Here is a 21,230-nt window from a genome sequence, read left to right on the forward strand (position 1 = left end):
TCAGTCCTCCGGCGGCGGGCCCGGGGCCTCGGCCGGGAGCCGGGCGGCGAGTAGGGCGCCGGCGGCGACCAGGGCGGCGGTGAGCAGGAGGGCGAGGCGGTAGGGGCCGGCGCCCGTGGCGTCGCCGAGCGCGCCGAGCAGCGCGGCGGTGGCCGCGATGCCGAGCGCGCCGCCGAGGGTGCGCAGGATGGTGAACAGGCTCATCGCGCGGCCCATCGCGGGCGGCGGGACGTCGGCGAAGCCGGCGATCTGGACGGTGAGCACCGCTGTGCCCAGGATCAGGCCGACGCCGAACATCAACGCCCTTACGGCCCAGGGGTTCTCGGCGAAGCCGAGCGCGGCAAGGACGAGCGCCGCCAGCAGCAGCCCGGGCAGGGCGAGTCGGCGGGGGCCGAGGCGGGGCAGCAGGCGGTCCACCACCTGCGAGGCGGCCATCAGGCCGATCGCCTCCGGGAAGACGCTCAGCCCGGCGTCCAGGGCCGAGGCGCCGCGCGCCGCCTGGTAGAGCAGCGGCAGCACGAACAGTGCGCCCATCAGCCCGGCCGAGGTCAGCAGGGCGAGCCAGCTCGCCGCGCCGAAGGTGCGGTCGGCCAGCAGCCGAATGTCCACCAGCGCTTCGGCGGTGCGCAGTTGGTGCCGTACGGCGGCGCCGAGCAGGGCCAGTCCGAGCAGCCCGCCGAGGGCCACGCCCGGGGAGGTCCAGCCGTGCGCCGGGCCGAAGCCGAGGGCGTAGGTGAGCAGGCCGAGGCCGGGGGTGGCGAGCAGGAAGCCGGTGGTGTCGAAGCGGCCGGCCGGGGGCTCCTCCTCCGCGCCGCGCAGGCCGGTCAGGCCGATGACCACGGCCGCCGCCCCGATCGGCACATTGACCAGGAACAGCCAGTGCCAGGACAGGTGTTCGGTGAGGAAGCCGCCGAGCGGTGGCCCGAGGGCGGGCATCAGCGCGGTCGGGACGATCAGGATGCGACCCAGGCCGGCCCGCTCGTGCGGGGCGAAGGCCCGGAACAGCAGGGTCATCCCGACCGGTGTGAGCAGCCCGCCGGCCACGCCCTGGACGGCCCGCGCGGCCGAGAGCGCGCCCAGGCCGGGGGCCGCCGCGCAGAGCGCGCAGGCGAGGGTGAAGGCGGCGAGGGAGCCGAGGAAGACCCGCTTGACGCCGTACCGGTCGCCCAGCCAGCCGGCCGCCGGCAGGCCGAGGGCGAGGCCGACCAGGAAGGCCGTCTCCACGGCGTTGGCCGCCGAGACCGGCCGTCCGAAGTCCTCGGCGATGCTGAACAGCGCCGGGTTGACGATGGTCGAGTCCAGGCCGTTCATGCACATCGCGGCCGTGTAGACGACCACGACCGCGGCACGCCCCGCGAGCAGGGGGCGCGCCGGGGCCTGGACTGCCGGAGGGGTCACAGGGAGGTCCAGTTGGCGGTGATCCACTCCAGGGCGGCCGCTCGCTCGCACGGGCCGTGGGCGATGTCCCAGCCGGCCGGGACGGCGGCGAAGGCGGGCCACAGGGATTGCTGTCCCTCGGAGTTGACGAGCGCGAGGAACTCGCCGTCGGCGTCGAAGGGGTTGGCGGGGGCGTCACTCATCGGTGGTCTTCTCCATCGTCGGTCGCCTTCGGGAGGTCGGCGAGGTGGTGGGCGATCACACTCGCGATGTGCGCGATCGGGGCGGGCAGGGTCATGTCCTTGTGGGAGCAGGCCACGTCGGTGTTGGCGATCCGGCCGGACACGTACGGCTCCCAGAGTTCGGGCACCAGGGTGTCGTCAATGGTGTCGACGGTGGCGCGGAAGAACAGCACGTCGCCGTCGAAGCGGCGGTGGTCGTAGCCGCGCACCAGGTGGTTGGTGTTGAGGTAGATCCCGTTCAGCGCCGCCACGGTGGCCTCGTCCAGCCCGGCGAGCGGGCTGCCCTCGCGACGCAACAGCTCGGTGACGGCACCGAGTTCGAGCGGGCGGCCGTCCAGGTCCTCCGGTCCGAAGCCGCCCATGGTGAGCAGCGCCTCCAGCGCCTCGGCCTGGTCGGGGACGGGCAGTTCGCGGAAGCCCTCGGCGGGGTAGGCGTCCAGGATCGCCAGCAACTCGACGTCCTGGCCGAGCTCTTGCAGCCGTACGGCCAGTGCGTGCGCGATGATCCCGCCGGTGGACCAGCCGAGCAGCCGGTACGGCCCTGAGGGCTGGACCTCGCGCAGCCGCTCGGCGTAGTGCGCGGCCAACTCCTCCAGGGTGCCGGGCAGCGGCCGGGTGGCGGTGGCCGCGCCGACGCCCTGGGCCTGGAGGCCGTAGATCGGCACCTCGCCGGGCAGGTTGCGGATCAGGCCGGTGTAGCACCAGCTGAGGCCGCCGGCCGGGTGGACGGCGAACAGCGGGCGCTGCCGGCCGGGGGCGGCGGGCCGCAGCGGGAGCAGCACGTCCAGGGCGTCGGTGTCCGGCGCGCCCGCCGCGAGGGCGGCGTCCAGGGCGGCCACGGTGGACGCCTGGAACAGGGCGCCGATGCCGACCTCCAGCCCGAGCACCTCGCGGATCCGCCCGGCGAGCCGGACGACCAGCAGCGAGTGCCCGCCGAGCGCGAAGAAGTCGTCCTCGACGCCGACCGAGGCCAGTCCCAGGACCTCGGCGAACAGTTCGCACAGCTGCTGCTCGCGCGGGGTGCGCGGCGGGCGGCCGGCGCCCGCGGCGGGGGCCTCGGGGGCGGGCAGGGCGCGGCGGTCGAGCTTGCCGTTGGCGGTGAGCGGGAGGCGGTCGAGCAGGACGACGGCGGAGGGCACCATGTGGGCGGGCAGTTCGGCGGCGGTGTGGGCGCGCAGCTCCTCCGGCACCGCGGTGTGTGACGGCCCGTCCGGGTTGGCACCGGCGGCCACCGCGTAGCCGACCAGTCGCTTGTCCCCCGGCACGTCCTCCCGGACCACCACCGCGGCGTCGGCGACGGTGGGGTGAGCGGCCAACACGGCCTCGATCTCGCCGAGTTCGATCCGGAAGCCGCGCAGCTTGACCTGCTGGTCGGCGCGGCCGAAGTACTCCAGCACGCCGTCGGCGCGGCGGCGGGCGAGGTCCCCGGAGCGGTACATCCGGGTGCCGTGCTCGCCGAACAGCCCGGCGTACGGGTCGGCGACGAAGCGGGTGGCGGTCAGCTCGGGGCGGCCCAGGTAGCCGCGGGCCAGGCCCGCCCCGGCCACGTACATCTCGCCGGTGACGCCGGGCGGGACGGGCTGGAGGTGCTGGTCGAGGACGTAGACCCGCAGGTCGGGGATGTTGACGCCGATGGTGCTGCTGCTTCCGGCGGCGGCGCTCGCCCGGTCGAGGGCGACGTACGAGACGTGCACGGTGGTCTCGGTGATGCCGTACATGTTGACCAGCGTGGGCGCGTCCTCGGCGTGCCGGTCGTACCAGTCGTCCAGCCGGGCGAGTTCGAGCGCCTCGCCGCCGAACACCACGTAGCGCAGGGCGAGTTCGCTGCCGGGGCGGTCCCGGTCGGCGGCGCTGAGCTGGTAGAAGGCGGACGGCGTCTGGTTGAGCACGGTGACCCGCTCGCGGGCGAGCAGCTCCAGGAAGGCCGCCGGGTCGCGGCTGACCAGGTGCGGGACGACGACCAGCCGGCCGCCGTGCAACAGGGCGCCCCACAGCTCCCAGACCGAGAAGTCGAAGGCGTAGGAGTGGAACAGCGTCCACACGTCCTCGGCGCCGAAGCCGAACCAGTGATCGGTGGCGTCGAACAGCCGGACCACGTTGTGGTGGGTGACGGGCACGCCCTTGGGGCGGCCGGTGGAGCCGGAGGTGTAGATGACGTACGCGGTGTCCTCGGCGCGCAGCGGGCGGGTGCGCTCGTGCTGGGCCAGCGGGACGGCCGGTTGGCGGTCGGGCTCCGGCCCGTCGACCAGGAGTCGGCGCGCCTCGTGGGCGGGCAGCCGGGGCGCCGTGGCACGGTCGGTGAGCAGCGCGGCGGGGGCGGCGTCGGCCAGCATGTAGGCGAGCCGGTCGGCCGGGTAGTCGGGGTCGAGCGGCAGGTACGCGGCGCCGGACTTGGCCACCGCCAGCAGGGCGACGACGAGTTCGAGCGAGCGTGGCAGGGCGAGCGCGACGATGGTGCCGGGGCCGATGCCCTCGGCGGCCAGCAGCCGGGCCAGCCGGTCGGCGCGGGCGCCGAGTTCGGTGTAGTCGAGTTGCTCGTCCTGGTAACTGACCGCGATGGCCCGCGGGTTGGCCGCCGCTGCCGCCTCGAACAGTTCGGGCAGGGTCACACTCCGCCTCGTCGAGGCGACGGGGGTGCCGTTCCAATCGACCAGGGCGCGCTGCCGCTCCTGCTCGCTGATCAGCGGCAGCCGGCCGATCGGGGTGTCGGGGGCGCTCGCGGCGGCGGTGAGCAGTCTGGCCAGGCGCTCGCCGAGGGCGGCCACGGTGGCGGCGTCGAAGAGGTCGGTGCGGTACTCCAGGAAGCCGCCGATGCCGCCACCGGGCAGTTCGCCGGCATTGAGGGTGAGGTCGAACTTGGCGGTGCCGCTGGGGATGGCGGCGACCTCGGCGGTGAGGCCGCCGCCCAGGTCGATCCGCTCGTCCGGGCGGCTCTGCCAGGCGAGCATCACCTGGAACAGCGGGTGGCGGGCGAGCGAGCGGGCCGGGTTGAGCTCCTCGACCAGTCGGCCGAAGGGCAGGTCGGCGTGCTCGTGCGCGGCGAGCACGGCGGCGCGGACCCGGGCCAGCAGCTCGCGGAAGGTGGGGTCGCCGGACGTGTCGGTGCGCAGCACCACCGAGTTGACGAAGTAGCCGACCAGCGCGGCGGTCTCCTCGTCCTCGCGGCCGGCCACCGGGGTGCCGACCGGGATGTCGGTGCCGGCGCCGTGCCGGGTGAGCAGGGCCGCGAGCCCGGCCTGGACGGCCATGAAGACGGTGCTGTCGGCGGCCCTGGCGAGCCCGGCCAGGGCGGCGTGCGCCTCGGCGCCGAGCGCGAAGGGCACGGTGGCGCCCTGGTGGCCCGCGACGGCCGGGCGGGGGCGGTCGAGGGGCAGCTGCAGCTGGTCGGGCAGCCCGGCGAGCGCGGCGCGCCAGTGCTCCGCCTGCCGGACGGCGAGCGGGCTGGGCGCGTCGGCGGTGCCGAGCCGCTCGCGCTGCCAGACCGCATGGTCGGCGAACTGGACTGTGAGCGACGGGAGTTCGGGTTCGCGCCCGGCGGTCCTGGCGGTGTAGGCGGCGGCCAGGTCGCGCAGCAGCGGGGTGGTGGAGGCGCCGTCGCCGGCGATGTGGTGCAGCAGCAGGAGCAGGGTGTGCCGCTCCGGGCCGCCGGCGGACGGGGAGGGTCCGACCGGTGCGGCGACCCCGGCGGACGGGGAGGGTCCGACCGGTGCGGCGACCCCGGCGAACAGCGTGGCGCGCAGCGGAGGTTCGGCGGACAGATCGAAGGCGTACCGGACGGCCGCGGCCAACTCGCCTGTCCCCTCGTGCAGTTCGACCGGGCAGGAGGGAAGGATGCGCTGGTACGGCGTGCCGTCCGGCTCCTCCCCGTAGACGGTGCGCAGGACTTCGTGCCGGGCGACGAGGTCGCCGAGGGCGAGGGTGAGGGCGTGCCGGTCGAGCGGGCCGGTGAGGGTGAGCGCCAGCGGGATGTTGTAGGTCGGGCTGGGGCCTTCGAGGCGGTGCAGGAACCAGAGGCCGCGCTGGGCGGGCGAGAGCGGCATCCGGTCGGTGCGCGGCACCGGAACGGGGCCGGGTCCGCGCTCGGTCTCCGCGCCCCTGCCGGACGCCTCCGCGAGCAGCGCGGCGAGGCCGGCCGGGGTCGGCTGCCGGAACACGTCGGCGAACCCGACCGGGGTGGCGAAGGTGTCGCGCAGTCGGGCGGCCAGGCGCCCGGCGAGCAGCGAGTGGCCGCCGAGGTCGAAGAAGGAGGCGTCCCGGCCCGGCGCCTGCGGCAGGCCGAGGACGTCGGCGAACAGCCCGCAGACCAGCTCCTCCCGGGGCGTGGCCGCAGCGGCGCCCTCGGCGACGGCGGTCGGCTCGGGCAGGGCGCGGTGGTCGAGCTTGTCGTGGGAGGTGCGCGGAAGTTCGTCCAGCAGCAGCACGGCCGCCGGGACCAAGTGCGCGGGCAGCCGGGCGGCGAGTGCGGCGCGCAGCCCGTCCGGGTCGGGCGTGCTGCCACTCTCCGGGACGGCGTAGCCGAGCAGGCGCTTGCCCTGCGGACCGGGGCGGGCGATCACCACGGCCTGGGCGACGCCGGGCAGTTCGGCGAGGACGGCGGCGATCTCGCCGGGCTCGATCCGGAAGCCGCGGATCTTCACCTGGTCGTCGGCCCGGCCGAGGAACTCCAGGGTGCCGTCGGGGCGGCGGCGGGCGAGGTCGCCGGTGCGGTACATCCGGCCGCCGGGCGGGCCGAACGGGTCGGCGACGAAGCGTTCGGCGGTGAGGTCGGGGCGGCCGAGGTAGCCGCGGGCCAGGCAGGCGCCTGCCACGTACAGCTCGCCGGTGACGCCGTCGGGCGCGGGGCGCAGCGAACCGTCCAGGACGTAGGCGCGGGAGCCGCGCACCACCCGGCCGCGCGGGGCGCCGTCCGGGCCCGGGGTCCAGGCGTAGGCGTCGACGGTGGTCTCGGTCGGGCCGTAGAGGTCGACCGGGTGCAGGCCTGGGACGGCGGCCAGGCGCTGCCAGAGGGCGGGCGGGGTGGCCTCGCCGCCGACCACGAGGACGGACGGGCGGTGCCGGCCCTCGTCCAGGATGCCTTCGGCGAGCAGGACTTCGAGGTAGGAGGGGGTGAGGTCGAGGTAGTCGATGCGCTCGCGGTCGAGCTGGGCGGCGAGCGCGGCCGGGTCGCGGTAGGTGGCGTCGTCCAGCAGGTGGAGCTCGTGGCCGTGGACCATCCAGAGCACCGGGTCCCATGACGCGTCGAAGGCGAACGAGGCGCTGTGGGCGACGCGCAGCCGGTCGCGGCCGGCGCGGCGCACGGCGGGGGCGATGTGGTCCTCACCGAGGCCGGCGTGCAGGTTGGCCAACGAGGCGTGGGTGACCACCACGCCCTTGGGGCGGCCGGTGGATCCCGAGGTGTGCAACACGTAGGCGGGGTCGTGGAGTCGGGGTGCGGGCGGGGCCTCGGCGGGCTCGGGGTCCGCCTCCCCCGGCTGGACGGTGGGCAGGTCGGCGGGCAGGTCGAGCCCGGCGAGGGCCTCGGCGGTGCCGATGGCGCAGACCGGGCGGGCGTCGGCCAGTACGGCGGCCAGGCGTTGCGCCGGGTGGGCGAGGTCGAGGGAGACGCAGGCGCCGCCCGCCTTGAGGACGGCGAGCATCGCGACCAGGGTGTCGGTACCACGCGGCAGGGCGATCGCGACCGGTGCGCCGGCCCGGACTCCGAGGGCCGTCAGGCGGTGCGCGAGACGGTCGGCGGCGCGGTCGAGTTGCTTGTACGTCAGGGCCGCTGAGCCGCAGCGGACGGCGACGGCGTCCGGGGTGCGGGCGGCCTGGGCGGCGAACAGCTCGGGCACGGTCCGCTCGACGGGGGGCTCGGTGCGGCCTTCGGTGGCGCGGCGCAGGCCGTCGGGGTCGAGCAGGTCGATCCGGGCGATCGGCGTCCGCGGGTCGATGAGCAGGAGGTCGGCGAGGGCGTCGAGGTAGCGCAGCAGGCCGTCGCGGTGAGCGGCGAGGGAGGCGAGGCCGTAGCGGACCGGGTCGGCGTCGATGACCAGGCGCAGCGCGCCGTCCGGGCCGGGTGAGACGTTCACGGCGAGATCGTCGACCGGGCCCGCGGCGAGATTGCGGACGGTGCCGGGCAGGCCCGCCAGGTCGAGGTCGCTCTCGAAGGCCTTGATGTTGACCATCGGGCCGAACAGGGCGCGACGGTCGCCGGTGCGGCCGAGGTCGCGGCGCAGTTCCTCCAGCGGGTAGCGCTGGTGGCGGCGGACGGCGCGCAGCTCGCGGACCACGGCGCGCAGCAGGGCCTCGGCGCTGTCGGCGGGGTGGACGGCGAGGCGCAGCGGGAGCACGTTGGCGGTGGCGACGGGGGTGCGCAGGGCGGCCGGGCCGCGGCGGTTGGCGAGTGGCAGGCCGAGGACGACGTCCCGGGTGCCGGTCAGGCGGTGCAGGTAGCCGGCGGTGGCGGCGAGGACCAGTTCGGCCCAGGTGGCGCGGACGGCGTCGGCGGCACGCTGCAGGCGGTCGCGGGTGCCGGGGGGCAGGTCGGCGGTGAGGCGGATCGTTTCGGCGGGGGCGTTGCCGGCGCTGGTGTTGTCGGTGGCGGGTTCGAGGGTGGCGGTGGCGGCGTTGTCGGTGGCGGGTTCGGGGGTGGCGGGTTCGGGGGCGCTGGGGAGGGTGGCCGGGGTGTCGGCGTCGGCCATCCGGGCGGACCAGTGGGCACGGTCGGCCTCGTACTCCGCGCTCTCCCGGTAGGCGGCCTCCTCGGCGGCGGTCGCGGCGAGTCCGGCGAAGGGGTTCGGAGCGGGTTCGACTCCGGTCGTGCAGGCGGTGTAGAGGGCGGAGACCCGCTCGCCGAGGAGGGTCAACGCGTAGGCGTCGACGGCGAGGTGGTGGATCCGGCGGTACCAGAGCCGACGGCCCTCGGCGAGCCGGATGAGCGCGTGGGCGAACAGCGGGCCCTCGGCGAGGTCGGCCGGGCGGGCGAGGTCGGCGCGCATCCAGGTCTCGGCCTCGGCGGCCGGGTCGGCGGCGGCCCGCAGGTCGAGGCGGTGCAGCGGCCAGCGTCGGCCGGGACGCAGCCGCTGGCGGGGCGTGCCGTCCGGACCGGTCACGACGACGGCGCTCAGCGCCTGCGCCTCCTCCACCGCCTGCCGCAGCGCCTGTTCGAACCGGTCCTCGTCGAGCGGGCCGGTGATCTCGACGGCGTCGCCGGTGTTGTAGACCGGGCTCGCGGGGTCGAGGGCCTGGGCGTACCAGATGGCCGACTGGGCGGCGAGCAGCGGGATGTCGGCGGTCTGGCGGTCGGCGATCTGGGTTTCGACGGCAGGCATGGGGTGGAGAGCTCCTCGGGGATCCGGAACGCCTTACTTAGGTTAGCCTAATCTAACTTCACATGATCTGGTCAACGGCCCCACAGGGCCGGGCCCCTGACAACCCGGAGACGCCACCCATGCCCCCGACCGAGCCGCCGACCGCACCCTCGGCTGATCTCTCGACCGGCCTTCTCGCCGAGGCCAAGCAGGCCGTGCGCGACCGCGTCCACGGCCACAGGGCCGAACTGCTCGCGCTCAGCCGCCGCATCCACTCCCACCCCGAGACCGCCTTCGAGGAGCACCTGGCGGCCGCATGGTGCTCCGAACTACTGCGCGCGCACGGCTACTCGGTCACCGCGCCCGCCCACGGCCTGGCCACCGCGTTCGACGCGCGCCTCGGCAGCGGGCCGGTCACCGTCGCGCTGGTCTGCGAGTACGACGCGCTGCCCGACCTCGGCCACGCCTGCGGCCACAACCTGATCGCCGCCGCCGGCCTGGGCGCGGCACTCGGGCTCGCACCGTTCGCGGACCGACTCGGGCTCACGGTACGGGTGATCGGCGCACCGGCCGAGGAACGCGGGGCCGGAAAGGCGCTGCTGCTGGAGGCCGGGGCGTTCGACGGGGTGGACGCGGCGATGATGGTCCACCCGTGCCCCGTCGAGGTCGCCGACTTCCGGTCCTTCGCGCTCGGCACGCTGTCCGTCCGCTACACCGGGCGCGCCGCCCACCCGAGCCTCGACCCCCACCGGGGACGCAACGCCGCCGACGCGCTCACCGTCGCCCAGGTCGCGATCGGGCTGCTGCGCCAGCAACTCCCGCCGCAGTGGCGGGTGCACGGCATCACCACGGCGGCCGGGACGGCGCCGAACCTGATTCCGGACAGCGCGAGCGCCGAGTACGAGATCCGCGCCTCGGCGGCCGAGGACCTCGCCGAGCTTCGCTCCCGGGTCGAGGACTGCTTCCGGGCCGGGGCGCTCGCCGCCGGCTGCGAGGTGGAGTTGACCCGGCCCGAGCCGGACTACCTGGACATGCGCTCCGACCCCCGGCTGCTGGCGCTGTGGCGGGCCAACGCGGCGGCTCTCGGTCGGCCGGAGCCGGTCGAGAGCGGGCCGTTCGCCCGCACGGACATGGGGAACGTGTCGCACGCGGTGCCGTCGATCCACCCGGTGCTGGACATCACCGGCCGCACCTGCGCCCCGCACGAGGCGGCGTTCGCCGAGGCGGCGCTGGGCGCGGAGGCGGAGCGGGCGGTGCTGGACGGCGCGGTGGGGATGGCGTGGACGGCGGCGGACCTGGCGGTGCGGGCGGCGGCGGTCGAGCCGCGCTGACCGACGGGTGACAGCCGACGACTTTCAGCGAACAGATGACGAAATCTGTTCGCTGAAATCTGTTCGCCGACTTCTGTTCGCTGACTTCTGTTCGCTGAAAGTCGTCACCCGTCCTCACCCGCCCAGCAGCGCTCCCGGCGCCACCCGCACCGCCGTGACCCCCAGCGCCCGCACCAGCGCCCCGACCTCGCCCTCCTGCCCCGGGTCGACGAGCACCACGGCGGCGCCCGTCCGCAGCGGCCACAGGTACTCCCAGAGCGGCAGGCCCAGCTGCAGCACCCGGTCGCCCGGCCCGAGTGGGTGGGCCGCCTGGAGGTCCCGGACCCGGCGGTCCGCCTCGGCATGGGTCAGCCGGACGGCGGTCGGGCGCCCGCCCGGACCGTAGCCGACGCAGAGCAGGTGCTGCGGGGTCAGCGCCCGGGGCGGGTCGGTGGGCAGCTCGTGGTCCGTCTCCAGCCCGGTCACCGCCCTCGCGACCCCCTCCCCCAGCACACAGACCGGCACGTTCTCCGCGAGCAGCCGTTCCCGCCGCCCGGGCGCGTCCGTCGGGTCCAGCGGCAGGTACGCCGCGCCCGACTTCGCCACCGCCAGCAGCGCCGTGAGCAGCTCCGCCGGGCGGCGGAACCCCGCCAGGCCGACCACCGCGCCCGGGCGGGCCCCGCGGGCGGCCAGGGCGCGCGCCAGCCGGTTGGCCGAGGCGTTCAACTCCCGGTAGCTGACGGTCTCCCCGTCCGCGAGCACCAGCGCCGGCGCATCCGGCGTCCGGGCCGCCTGCGCCTCGACCGGCCCCACCACCGTCGTCGCCGGGTACCTCACCGTACGGCGGGGCAGCGGAGGCAGCCCGGGCGCCGTGGGCGGCACGGCTCCACGAGCCACGGCCCCACAGACCACGGCCCCACCGGCCACGTCCCGGACCGCCTCGTCCACCCCCGCCGCCATCACGCCGCGCCCAGCAGCTCGGCCCAGGCCTCGATCGCCGGGCGTTCCGCGAGCCGGACGAACGCCACGTCGGCGCCTTCCTGCTGCCAGCGCGCGGCGAGCGTCATCAGCCGGATGGAGTCCAGCCCCCAGTCGACCAGGTTCTCGTCCAACGGGATCTCCGCCGGCTCCTCGCCGAGCAGGTCGGCGACCTCGGCCCGGATCCGCTCCACCGTGAAGCCCATGCCCGTCACTTTCCACCCACCCCTTCGAGCTCCGAAGTCCCGTACTCGCCCTCGAGGTTCGAGGCGGCCGGCTCCACAACCGACCCCACAACCGACCCCGCGGCCGACCCCAGCGTCCCGAGCACCGCCTCCGCCGTGGTGACCATCCCGCAACGCCCGGCCACCCAGGTCAGCGCGCCGCGGTGCTCCGCCGGGCCGAAGTCGGCGACGGCGTCGGCCACCACGAAGGCCTGGACGTCCCGCATCCAGGCGTCGCAGGCGGTGGCCTGCACCCCGATGTGCGCGTACACGCCGGTGATCACCAGCTGGTCCCGCCCCTGCTCGCACAGCAGCTGCTCCAACTCGGTGCGCACGAAGGCGCTGTACTTCCACTTGGTGAGCACGGTGTCGCCGGGTGCCGCGGCGACGGCCTCGGCGATCGCGGTGGCCCGCGGGTCGTCCGGGACGCCCGGCCCCCAGAAGTCCTGCTGCAGCCCGCGCTCGGCCGGGCTCTGCCCGCCGAGCTGCGCCGAGTACACGACGGGGACGCCGGCGGCGCGCGCCGCCTCGGCCAACGCCGCGACATTGCCGAGGAGTTCAGGCACCGGAGCGGCCTCGGCGTCGAAGGCGTCCAGGAAGTGGTTCTGCAGGTCGTGCACCAGCAGGACGGCGCGCGCCGGGTCCACTGCCCAGGCGACCCGGTTGGCGGGCAGCTCCTCGGCGGCGGGCATGGGATAGGAGGGAATGCGTGGCAGGCCCACGGTGGTGTTCCTTAACTGGACGGAAGGCGAGATGACGTGCGGGGAGGGAGACAGCCGGCGGTCGGCGGTCGGTCAGCGGCCGGTCACCGAGGCCGCGATCGCGGCGCGCAGGTCCTTCTTGCTGACCTTCCCGATCCCGGTGGCCGGGAAGGCCTCGACGAACTCGACCCGGTCCGGCACCTTGAACTCGGCGAGCCCGCGCTCGCGCACGAACCGCTTCAACTCGAAGCTCCTCGGCGGCTGTTCACGGTGCTCGGCGTGCAGCACCAGGTACGCGCAGGTGCGCTCGCCCAAGTACGGGTCGGGCATCGACACCACCGCGGCGTCGTGCACCGCGGGGTGGGCGAGCAGGTGGTTCTCGATCTCCTCGGCGGCGACCTTCTCGCCGCCCCGGTTGATCTGGTCCTTGGCCCGCCCCTCGACCACCAGGTGGCCGGTCGGGGTGCGGCGGACCAGGTCCCCGGTGCGGTAGAAGCCGTCCGAGGTGAAGGAGGCGGCATTGTGCTCGGGCGCGTTCCAGTAGCCGCGGATGGTGTACGGGCCGCGCGTGAGCAGGTGGCCGGTGACGCCGTCGGGCAGGTCGCGGTCCTGGTCGTCGACCACCCTGACCTCGTCGTCGGGCGAGATCGGCCGGCCCTGGGTGGTGGTGATCAGCTCCTCCGGGTCGTCCAGCCGGGTGTAGTTGACCAGTCCCTCGGCCATCCCGAACACCTGCTGGAGCGTGCAACCCAGCACCGGCCGCACCCGCCGGGCCGCCTCCTCGCTGAACTTGGCGCCACCGACCAGCAGCACCTCCAGGCTCTCGTACCCGGTGGCGCCGCGCTCGGCGGCGTCCAACCAGAGCAGCGCGAGCGGCGGCACCAGCCCGGTGATGGTCACGCCCTCGCGCTGGATCAGCGGGAAGGCCGTCTCCGGGCCGGGCTGCGGGCAGAGCACCACCCGACCGCCGGCGTACAGCGTTCCGAGCGAACCCGGCGAGCTGAGCGGGAAGTTGTGGGCGGCGGGCAGCACGCACAGGTACACGCTGTCCTGGTCCTGCCCGCACAGCTCGACCGAGCCGCGCAGCGAGTAGATGTAGTCGTCGTGGGTGCGCGGGATCAGCTTCGGCACGCCGGTACTGCCGCCGGAGAGCTGGAGGAACGCGACGTCCCCGGGTTCGGGCTCCCCGCCGGAGATCGTCTGGTCACAGGCCGTCGGGTCACAGGCCTCCCCGTCGCGGGCCTCCGGGCCGGGCGGGTCGCAGGGCACGTCCGCGAGCCGAACGTGCTCCCCCGGGTCATCGCCGGCCACCAGCACCAGCCGAAGCGCGGGGTTCTCCGCCCGTACCCGGCCGGCGAGTTCGCGGTAGTCGAAGCCGCCCTCGACGGCCGGCACCACGTACGCGGCCGCCTCGGTGAAGGAGCAGAAGTACCCGATCTCGGCGTACCGGTGGGCGGGCAGCGCGAAGACCGGCAGCGCGCCGATCCGGAAGAGTGCGAAGACGACCTCGAAGAACTCGGCGACGTTGGGCAGTTGGACCACCACGCGGTCCCCGGAATGGATGCCCCGGGCGCGCAGTCCGGCGGCCATCCGGTCGGCCCGGCGGTCGAGTTCGGCGTACGTCCAGCGCCGCTCCGTCGCCGCCACCGCGTGGCCACCCGGGTCGACGACGGCGGTCCGCTCGCCGTGCGTGGCGGCGCGCTCGCGCAGCATCCGGCCGAAGGTCTCGCCGCGCCAGTACCCGGCGGCCCGGTAGCGCTCGGCGAACTCGGCGGGATACGGGGTGAACCCGTCCAGCGGCGTCACCGGGCCACCCCCGCGGCATCCAGGAAGGTGCGGAACTTGGCGCTGGTCTCGGCGAGTTCGGCCTCCGGCCGGGACTGCTCGACCACGCCGGCGCCGGCGTACACCCGCAGCGTCCGCTCCTCCGCCTCGGCGCAGCGGATGGTGACCACCCACTCGCCGTCACCGGTCGCGTCCTCCCAGCCGACCATGCCGGTGTAGAGGCCGCGGTCGAAGGGCTCGACCTCGCCGATCACCCGGCGTGCCACGTCCGTCGGCGTGCCGCAGACCGCCGGGGTGGGGTGCAGCGCGCAGGCCAGCTCCAGGGCGGAGACCGCGGGGTCGGCCAGCTCGCCTCGGATGGTGGTGGCCAGGTGCCACATCGCCGCCGTCCGTACCAGGGTGGGCCGTTCGGGCACCTCCAGGGTGCGGCAGTACGGAGCCAGCGCCTCGCGGATGGCGTCCACCACGACGGCGTGCTCGTGCAGGTCCTTGGGCGACTCCAGCAGCGCGGCGGCGCGCCGGACGTCCTCGCCGAGGTCCTCGCCGCGCGGCACCGAGCCGGCCAGCGGGTTGGCCAGCACGGCCGTTCCCCGCCGGGAGAGCAGGAGTTCGGGGCTGGCGCCGATCAGGGTGCGGCCGCCGCCGGAGGGGACGGCGAAGGTGTGACCGCCGGGGTCGCGCCGGGCCAGCCGTTGCAGGACGGCGGGCAGGTCGAGCGGCTCGGCGGCGCTCAGCTCCAGCGTGCGGGCCAGCACCACCTTACTCAACTCCCCGCCGCGCAGCCGCTCGACGGCCGCCGCGACGCCCGCGCCGTACGCCTCCGGCGCGGGCACCGGGTGGATCCGCCAGTCGATCCGCTCGGCCGGCGGAGCGGGCAGGGCGATCAGCGGGTCGTCGCGCAGCGCGCCGGCGGTGCGGACCCGGGCGGGGACGGCGAGTTCGACCCGACTGTCCCGGTCGAACGCCACCGCGCCGACCACCAGCGGCCGTTCGACCCCGGCCCGAGCCGCCTCGGCGAGCGTCTCGGCGACCCTCACCGGCAGCGGCCGCCCGTCCTGCGGAACCCGGGCATGCACGCCGGAGCCGAGCAGGGTTCGGGTCGGCGAGGCGAAGAACGCCTCGTCGGAGCCGGCCCGGTACTGGCCGAGCAGTCCGCTGGCCGCGCCGATGACGGCGTGATCCGGGATCGCGGCGAGGGCGGTCGCCGGGGCGTCGGGCCCGACGGATATCGGCCCGGCAGGGGCGTGGTGCACCGTGGTCACGGCGGATTCTCCAGTCTGGGACGGTTCTTCGGAAGGTAGGAGGAGGGCCGGCGGCGCGCCGCTCAGGCGCGCAGGGTCAGAAGCAGGGGGTCAGACACGCGGGGTCAGGCACGCGGGGTCAGACACGCAGCGTCAGTCGCGCGGGCTCAGGCGCGCAGGGTCGCGCCGCCGTCGACGTACAGGTCGTGCATGGTGATGTGCCGCGCCCGGTCGGAGGCGAGGAACACCACCGCGTCGGCGATGTCGGCGGGCGCGGCGATCCGCCCGAGCGGAATGCCGACCCGCCAGGCTCCCAAGTCGCCGTCGATGACCCGGCGTTCGGCCGCCGCGCCGTCCTCGCCCCACAGCGCGCGCTGCATCTCGGTGTCGGTCGAACCCGGCGACACCACGTTGCACCGAACCCCGGAGCGGGCGAGTTCCAGCCCCAGGCAGCGGGTGAACATGGTGGCCGCCGCCTTGGACGCCGCGTAGGCGGCCATCCCGGCCCGCGGCACCCCGGCGGCGTTGGACCCGACGGTCACGATCGCCCCGCGCCCGCGGGCCGCCATCCGCCGGCCGACCGCACGGCTCGCGTGGAAGACCCCGGTGGTGTTGACGGCGAAGGTGTCCGCCCAGTCCCCGTCGGCGAGTTCGACGACCGGGGCGGTACGCAGGATGCCCGCGACGTTCACCAGCGTGCCGATCGGCCCGAGTTGGCCCTCGATCGACTCCACGGTCCCGTCCACCGCCCGGGCGTCGGAGACGTCCAGCACGTACGGGCGTGCGGACGGCACCTCGGCCACCAGGGCCTCTAGCCCTTCGGGGTTGCGGTCCACCGCCGCGACGACGGCCCCCTCGGCCACCAGCGCCCGCACCACGGCCGCGCCGATGCCCTGCCCGGCCCCGGTGACCATCGCGACGGCACCGGCGAATTCGGACTGTTGCTGCACAGGACATCCCTCCGACCAGCAAGATTAGGCAAGCCTAACTTAACACAGCAGTTCGCCCGCGCCGAGCGCCTGTGCGAACGTCAACTCGCCCCGGAGGCCCCCACGGCGGACGTCCCACACCAGAGCCGCACTCGGAGCCGCACCCGAACCTGCACCCGGACACGCCGAGGCCGCCCAGCCCTGGACGGGTCGGGCGGGCTCGGCGCCCTGTGGCGATGGCGCGGCGACGCGGGCCGCTACGGCAGGCGGCTCGCGAAGATCAGGGCGCAGCCGTCGCCCCCTCCGCCGTCCAGGCGCTCCGCACGGCGCAGGCTCGCGCGCAGGGCGGCGCGTCGGAAGGAGGGGTTTTCCGGGCGGACGTGGGCGGTCAGCGGGCGGTCGGGGACGTGGGCGGCCGCCCATCGGGCGACGCCGGTGACGGCCTCGGTGACGGCCTCGATGGCGAGGCCCGGCCCCAGGAGGCGAGGGCGAAGCGGTGGAAGGGGTTGGGGATCGGCAGGCCCGCCGACTCCATCGGCTTGGTGCCGCGGAAGCCAAGCGCAGACGGGAAGTTGGGCGCGCGGACGGTCCGCTGGCGGTAGCCATGGCGCTGCCGGACGGTGCTCCAGCGGTTGCACGGTTCTTCGACCTCGACCTCGGCCCGGGTGGCGAGCGCATCCGAGGGCTTGTGGACGCAGGCGGCCGGGTCGCGACGGAGGGCCAGGGCGGCGTCGACGCCTGTCTCAGCGGGGCTCAGCGGGAAGAAATGACGGGTCGTCAGCTCTTCGTGCCCGCCCCGTGGCGGGCACCCTAGCGCGGGACGGCGGGGGTCGTCGAAGCCTTCGCGGTACCCGAAGGAGCCTTTGCTTGAGGCGTGGAGCCGGGAGGCGGGGAGCCGGGAGGCGTGGCAGGCGGAGCCGTCGAGCCCGCGGCAGCGGCAGCGGCAGCGGGTGCCGGGGAGAGGCCGGTGCAGCCACGCAGGCCGTCGCGGCGCTTGAGGGCGGCCTCGGCGGTGGCGCCGGTGACCGGCTCCGGGATGCCCTTGTCGTCGATGGTGGCCGGAGTGAAGGCCTCGCCCGTCACCTTGCCGTCGGCGGTGAGGGTGAGGGTGGTGACGCCGGTCTCGTTGGAGTTGGCGTAGTTGGAGGTGCCGTACCACAGGAAGTTGCCGAAGCCGTACCCGATGTAGGTGTTGCCGAGCATGCCCGAGCCGACCATGGTGTGCGCGTGGGTGCCGACCACGGCGGTGGCGCCGGCGGCGGCGAGCTTCTTGGCGATGGTGGTCTGCGGTCCGGTCGGGCAGGCCTTGCCCTCGTCGCCCCAGTGCAGGTAGACGAGCACCACCGGGGCCTGCTGCTTGGCCGTCTCCACCGCCTTGACCAGGGCCGGGACGTCCAGCGCCGAGGCGATGCCCGGCTTGTTGGCGCCGGCCCGCCACTTCTGGTTGGTGAGGTCCTCGACCTGGCTGGCGGCGACCACGGCGACCTTCACCCCGCGCACGGTGGTGACGTACGGGGCGTACGCCTCCTTGGCGTTGCGCCCGACGCCGACCACGGGGATCGGCGAGGAGTCCTTGGCGGCGAGGGTGTCGGTGAGGCCGTCGGCGCCGAAGTCCACGGCGTGGTTGTTGGCCATCGAGACGACGTCGACGCCCGAGTCCTTGAGCACCGACAGGGCCTTGGGCGAGGTGCGGAAGGTGTACGTCTTCGGCTCCGGGGCGCCGCGCCCGGTGATCGCGGTCTCCAGGTTGAGGACGGACAGGTCGGCGTCGGCGAGGGTGCGGGAGATCGGGCCGAGTGCCTGCTCGGGCGCCTGGACGGCCAGCCGGGCCTCGGTGCGGCCCTCGAAGTGGACGTCCCCGGCGAAGGCGACGGTGATGGTGCCATCGGGTCGGGGCGGGGCGCTCTTGCCCGGGGCCGTGCCGGAGGGCGAGCCGTCCGGTGCGGACGCGGTGGGCGGGGCGGGGGCGGCGGAGGCCGGGGCCGGGTCGGGGTCGTCCGGCCCACAGGCGGCGACGGCGGTCATTCCGACGAACAGCGCGACGGCGGCCGCGGCACGGCGCATGAGTGAATCCCCCCGAGGATGATGCAAGAGCGGTCAGCCTACGCCACCGAATCACCATCACTCGGGCCCGAGCCCGCAACATTCCGGCCACAAAGTATTCCGCCGACCCCCGGCCGGACACTGACGGGCGCCACTGGACCGCGCCGTCGGCCCATCCGTCCCTCTCGTCCCAATCGCCCCGTCCGACCCGGCCACCGCGTCCCTGGCGCGCGGGCGGGCGGGGCGCGCAGCGTGGTGTGCGGGGGCAGTGTTGGTATACGGGGGGCAGTGTGGTGCACGGGGACCGGCGCGGTGTGCGGAAGCGGGTCCCGCGCCTAAGGCCGGGAGGTGTGACGTGATGGACAGCAACCAACTCTCCCCCGCGGGCGGCGGTCGGCCCTCCGCCGAGGGCGGCGGCCCGCCCTCCCCCGCCCGGGAGCGCCGGATCGTGGTCGGGATCGACGGCTCCGCGCCGTCGAAGGCGGCCCTGCGCTGGGCGGTCGGCCAGGCCGTGCTGACCGGGGCGACGGTGCACGCCGTGGCGGCCTGGGAGTACCCCTCGCTGTACGGGTGGTTCGCACCGATGGTGGACGACGGGTTCGAACAGACCGCCAGCCGCACGCTGAGTGCCGAGATCGACGAGATCCTCGGGCCCGACCGGCCGGTGGAGGTCCGGGAGAGCCTGGTGCTAGGCCACGCCACCGACGTGCTGCTGGAGGCGGCCGACGGGGCCGATCTGCTGGTGCTGGGCAGCCGCGGCCGGGGCACCTTCGCCCGGACGCTGCTCGGCTCGGTGTCCACCCGCTGCGCGGTGCACGGCACCTGCCCGGTGGTGATCGTCCGTGCCGACGGGACGGCCGTCGCCCCACCGCAGGGCACGGCGGTGGCCGGCGGTGCCGAACAGGGGGCGCCCGGCCGCGTGCGCACCAAGGACTGGCAGCTCAGCCTGCACGTGGTCGAGGACGAGGACACCACCCGGGTGCACGCCGTACTGGACGCCGACGGCAACGTGCTGCACAGCGACGCCCGCTCCCGCCGCAACCCGCGCGACGCCCCGGCCCCGGAGGTCGGCGACGAGTTCGCGGTCGGCCGCGCCCTGGTGGACCTCGGCCACCAGCTGCTGCGCGCAGGCGTTCACAGCGCCACCGGGCCCACCGAGGAGTGAGCACCCGTCCTCGGATGGGTGCCGGGCGGTGGAGTGCGCGCCGACCGGTCGGGTGCGCCATGCTGGCACCGCCGGAGCAGCATCGAACCGCCGTACCATCACGGCGCTGAACCACTGAACCGCTGAACCGCACCGCACCACCGCCGTACCGCCGAACCGTTCCTCCCGCGATCCGACCGGAAGAGCCACACCCCGCCATGGACACCACCCCGGCCGCCAATACCCCACCCGTCGGCACCCCACCCACCGAGGCCCCGCCCAAGGAGACCCGGGCCCCGGACTTCACCGCCGGCGAGCGCGCCCGGGGCCGTGCGCTGCGCCGAGCCCAGTTGCCGTGGGCGCTGGGCGGGCGGCTGGCGGGCCTGGCGCTGACCCTGCTGCTCGGCCTCACCCCGGCCGGCGCGGCCCTGGTGACCACCACCGGCGGCTGGTTCGGCGGCTCCCGGACGGCCGGCGTGCTGGCCGGAGCGGCGGCCCTGGTGCTGCTCGGCCAGGCGCTGCACCTGCCGTTCGGGGCCGGGGCGAGGACCGTCCGGGCCCGGTACGGGCTGGTGACCCAGGGCTGGGCCGGCTGGGCCCTCGACGCCGTGCGCGGCCTCGCGCTCACCCTCGTCCTCGTCCTCCCGCTCGCGCTCGGGCTGTCCGCGCTGACCGCCTGGTCACCGCAGCGCTGGTGGCTGCCGGCGGCAGGTGCGGCGGCGCTGCTGACGGCCGCGCTCTCCTTCCTCCACCCGCTGCTGATCGAGCCGGTGTTCAACCGCTTCTCCCCGATGCCTCCGGGGGAACTGCGCGCCGCGCTGCTGGCGCTGGCCGAGCGGGACGGCGTCCGGGTGCGGGACGTCCTGGTGGCGGACGCCTCCCGCCGCACCACCGCACTCAACGCGTACGTCTCCGGGTTCGGGGCGACCCGTCGGATCGTCGCGTACGACACGCTGCTGACCACCGCCGAGCCGCGCGAGGTGGAACTGGTGGTCGCGCACGAGCTGGGGCACGTCAAGCACCGGGACGTGCCGGTGGGCACCGCGCTGGGCGCGGTCGGCGCGGCCGTCGTGGTGGTCGTCCTCGGTCTGCTCGCCGCTTGGCGGCCGCTGCTGGACGCCGCCGGGGCGACGGACACGGCGGACCCCCGGGCGCTGCCGCTGCTGGCGGCGCTCGCGGCGCTGCTGGGCACGCTGTCGGGGCCGCTACAGTGCACGGTGAGCCGCCGGATCGAGGCCAGGGCGGACCGGCACGCGCTCGAACTGACCGGGGACGTGGAGCAGTTCGTGGCGATGCAGCGCAGACTGGCCGTGGCGAACGTCTCCGATGTCGACCCGCCGAGGGTGCTTGAGCTACTGTTCGCCACTCACCCGAGTGCGACCAGCCGGATCGCCGCCGCCCGCGCCTGGCAGGCCGCACCGGAGCAGCGGGCGCCGGAGCGACGCGTCACGCCGGGCGAATCTGTTGTATAGTGCAACAAATATCGAGGAGGTAGGAACGCCGTGCCCGGCCGCCAGTCGTCCATCGAGACCATCCAGCGCGAGCTGACCGCCTTCGCCCGCCGCGCCCGGCACAAGGCCTCCCAACTGCACCCCGACCTCTCCCTGGTCACCTACAGCATCCTCGACCTGATCACCGAGCGCGGCGGCTGCCGGGCAGCCGACGTGGCCGCGTACTTCATGCTCGACAAGTCCACCGTCAGCCGTCAGGTCACCGCCCTGGAGAAGCTCGGCCTGCTGGCCCGCGAGACCGACCCGGACGACCAGCGCGGCCAGATCCTGCGCGCCACCGAGGCCGGGCTCACCCTGCTGCGGGACGCCAACGAACAGCGCCGGCTCTCCTTCACGGCGCGCTTCACCGACTGGTCCGACGACGACGTCGCCCGCTTCGCCGACTACCTGGCCCGCTACGGCCAGGAGGGCTGACCGACCCCTCGGCCGGCGGGCCCGGCCCCTCCGGGGTGCGCA

General features: G+C 75.2%; 14 protein-coding genes. 4 read left to right on the plus strand and 10 right to left on the minus strand.

The window, feature by feature from the left end; genetic code table 11:
• From ACWDBB_RS07005 to ACWDBB_RS07015, 3 genes are read right to left on the minus strand one after another with little or no spacing between them, the layout of a single operon-like run.
• Complete coding sequence (locus ACWDBB_RS07005; protein ID WP_449788573.1) at positions 1-1,398, minus strand: DHA2 family efflux MFS transporter permease subunit; 1,398 nt, start codon at positions 1,396-1,398, stop codon at positions 1-3.
• Positions 1,395-1,580, minus strand: a complete 186-nt coding sequence (locus tag ACWDBB_RS07010; RefSeq protein WP_449788574.1) for an MbtH family protein — start codon at positions 1,578-1,580, stop codon at positions 1,395-1,397. The genes ACWDBB_RS07005 and ACWDBB_RS07010 overlap by 4 nt, the downstream gene beginning before the upstream one ends.
• Complete coding sequence (locus ACWDBB_RS07015; protein WP_449788575.1) at positions 1,577-8,929, minus strand: amino acid adenylation domain-containing protein; 7,353 nt, start codon at positions 8,927-8,929, stop codon at positions 1,577-1,579. Before ACWDBB_RS07015 ends, ACWDBB_RS07010 begins: the two co-directional genes overlap by 4 nt.
• Positions 8,930-9,048: 119 nt before the next feature.
• Here ACWDBB_RS07015 and ACWDBB_RS07020 point away from each other — a divergent pair, with 119 nt between their 5' ends.
• Positions 9,049-10,239 carry an amidohydrolase gene (locus tag ACWDBB_RS07020; RefSeq protein WP_449788576.1) on the plus strand — a complete coding sequence of 397 codons (1,191 nt, stop codon included), beginning with the start codon at positions 9,049-9,051 and terminating at the stop codon, positions 10,237-10,239.
• Between the two features lie 114 nt (positions 10,240-10,353).
• Here the strand turns inward: ACWDBB_RS07020 and ACWDBB_RS07025 are convergent, their stop codons facing one another.
• The 7 genes from ACWDBB_RS07025 to ACWDBB_RS07055 all read right to left on the minus strand — a co-directional run bounded on the left by ACWDBB_RS07025 (position 10,354) and on the right by ACWDBB_RS07055 (position 18,140).
• On the minus strand, positions 10,354-11,055 hold the full coding sequence (locus ACWDBB_RS07025; protein ID WP_449788577.1) for an AMP-binding protein: 702 nt from the start codon (positions 11,053-11,055) through the stop codon (positions 10,354-10,356).
• Between the two features lie 122 nt (positions 11,056-11,177).
• Positions 11,178-11,402: a phosphopantetheine-binding protein gene (locus ACWDBB_RS07030; RefSeq protein ID WP_449788578.1), complete on the minus strand. Its 225-nt coding sequence runs from the start codon at positions 11,400-11,402 to the stop codon at positions 11,178-11,180.
• 5 nt (positions 11,403-11,407) lie between these two features.
• A complete protein-coding gene (locus tag ACWDBB_RS07035) occupies positions 11,408-12,142 on the minus strand; it encodes an isochorismatase family protein (protein WP_449788579.1) in 735 nt (244 codons plus the stop codon).
• A 72-nt stretch (positions 12,143-12,214) separates the two neighbouring features.
• The gene (locus tag ACWDBB_RS07040; protein WP_449788580.1) at positions 12,215-13,927 is read right to left on the minus strand and encodes a (2,3-dihydroxybenzoyl)adenylate synthase; all 1,713 of its coding nucleotides are present in this window, start codon (positions 13,925-13,927) and stop codon (positions 12,215-12,217) included.
• Positions 13,924-15,135, minus strand: a complete 1,212-nt coding sequence (gene dhbC, locus ACWDBB_RS07045) for an isochorismate synthase DhbC (protein ID WP_449788701.1) — start codon at positions 15,133-15,135, stop codon at positions 13,924-13,926. The genes ACWDBB_RS07040 and dhbC overlap by 4 nt, the downstream gene beginning before the upstream one ends.
• Positions 15,136-15,314: 179 nt before the next feature.
• Entirely contained in the window at positions 15,315-16,097 is a 783-nt protein-coding gene (locus tag ACWDBB_RS07050; protein WP_449788581.1) for a 2,3-dihydro-2,3-dihydroxybenzoate dehydrogenase, read from the minus strand.
• A 789-nt stretch (positions 16,098-16,886) separates the two neighbouring features.
• Positions 16,887-18,140: a CapA family protein gene (locus tag ACWDBB_RS07055; RefSeq protein ID WP_449788582.1), complete on the minus strand. Its 1,254-nt coding sequence runs from the start codon at positions 18,138-18,140 to the stop codon at positions 16,887-16,889.
• A 337-nt stretch (positions 18,141-18,477) separates the two neighbouring features.
• Between ACWDBB_RS07055 and ACWDBB_RS07060 the strand changes: the two genes are divergently transcribed.
• The 3 genes from ACWDBB_RS07060 (at position 18,478) to ACWDBB_RS07070 (ending at position 21,188) form a co-directional block, all read left to right on the plus strand.
• Positions 18,478-19,284: a universal stress protein gene (locus ACWDBB_RS07060; protein ID WP_449788583.1), complete on the plus strand. Its 807-nt coding sequence runs from the start codon at positions 18,478-18,480 to the stop codon at positions 19,282-19,284.
• Between the two features lie 197 nt (positions 19,285-19,481).
• A complete protein-coding gene (locus ACWDBB_RS07065) occupies positions 19,482-20,735 on the plus strand; it encodes a M48 family metalloprotease (protein ID WP_449788584.1) in 1,254 nt (417 codons plus the stop codon).
• A gap of 30 nt (positions 20,736-20,765) precedes the next feature.
• Positions 20,766-21,188, plus strand: coding sequence for a MarR family winged helix-turn-helix transcriptional regulator (locus ACWDBB_RS07070; protein WP_392872236.1), 423 nt, complete (start codon positions 20,766-20,768; stop codon positions 21,186-21,188).
• Positions 21,189-21,230: the final 42 nt, after the last annotated feature.

This window comes from Kitasatospora sp. NPDC001095 (assembly GCF_053598615.1).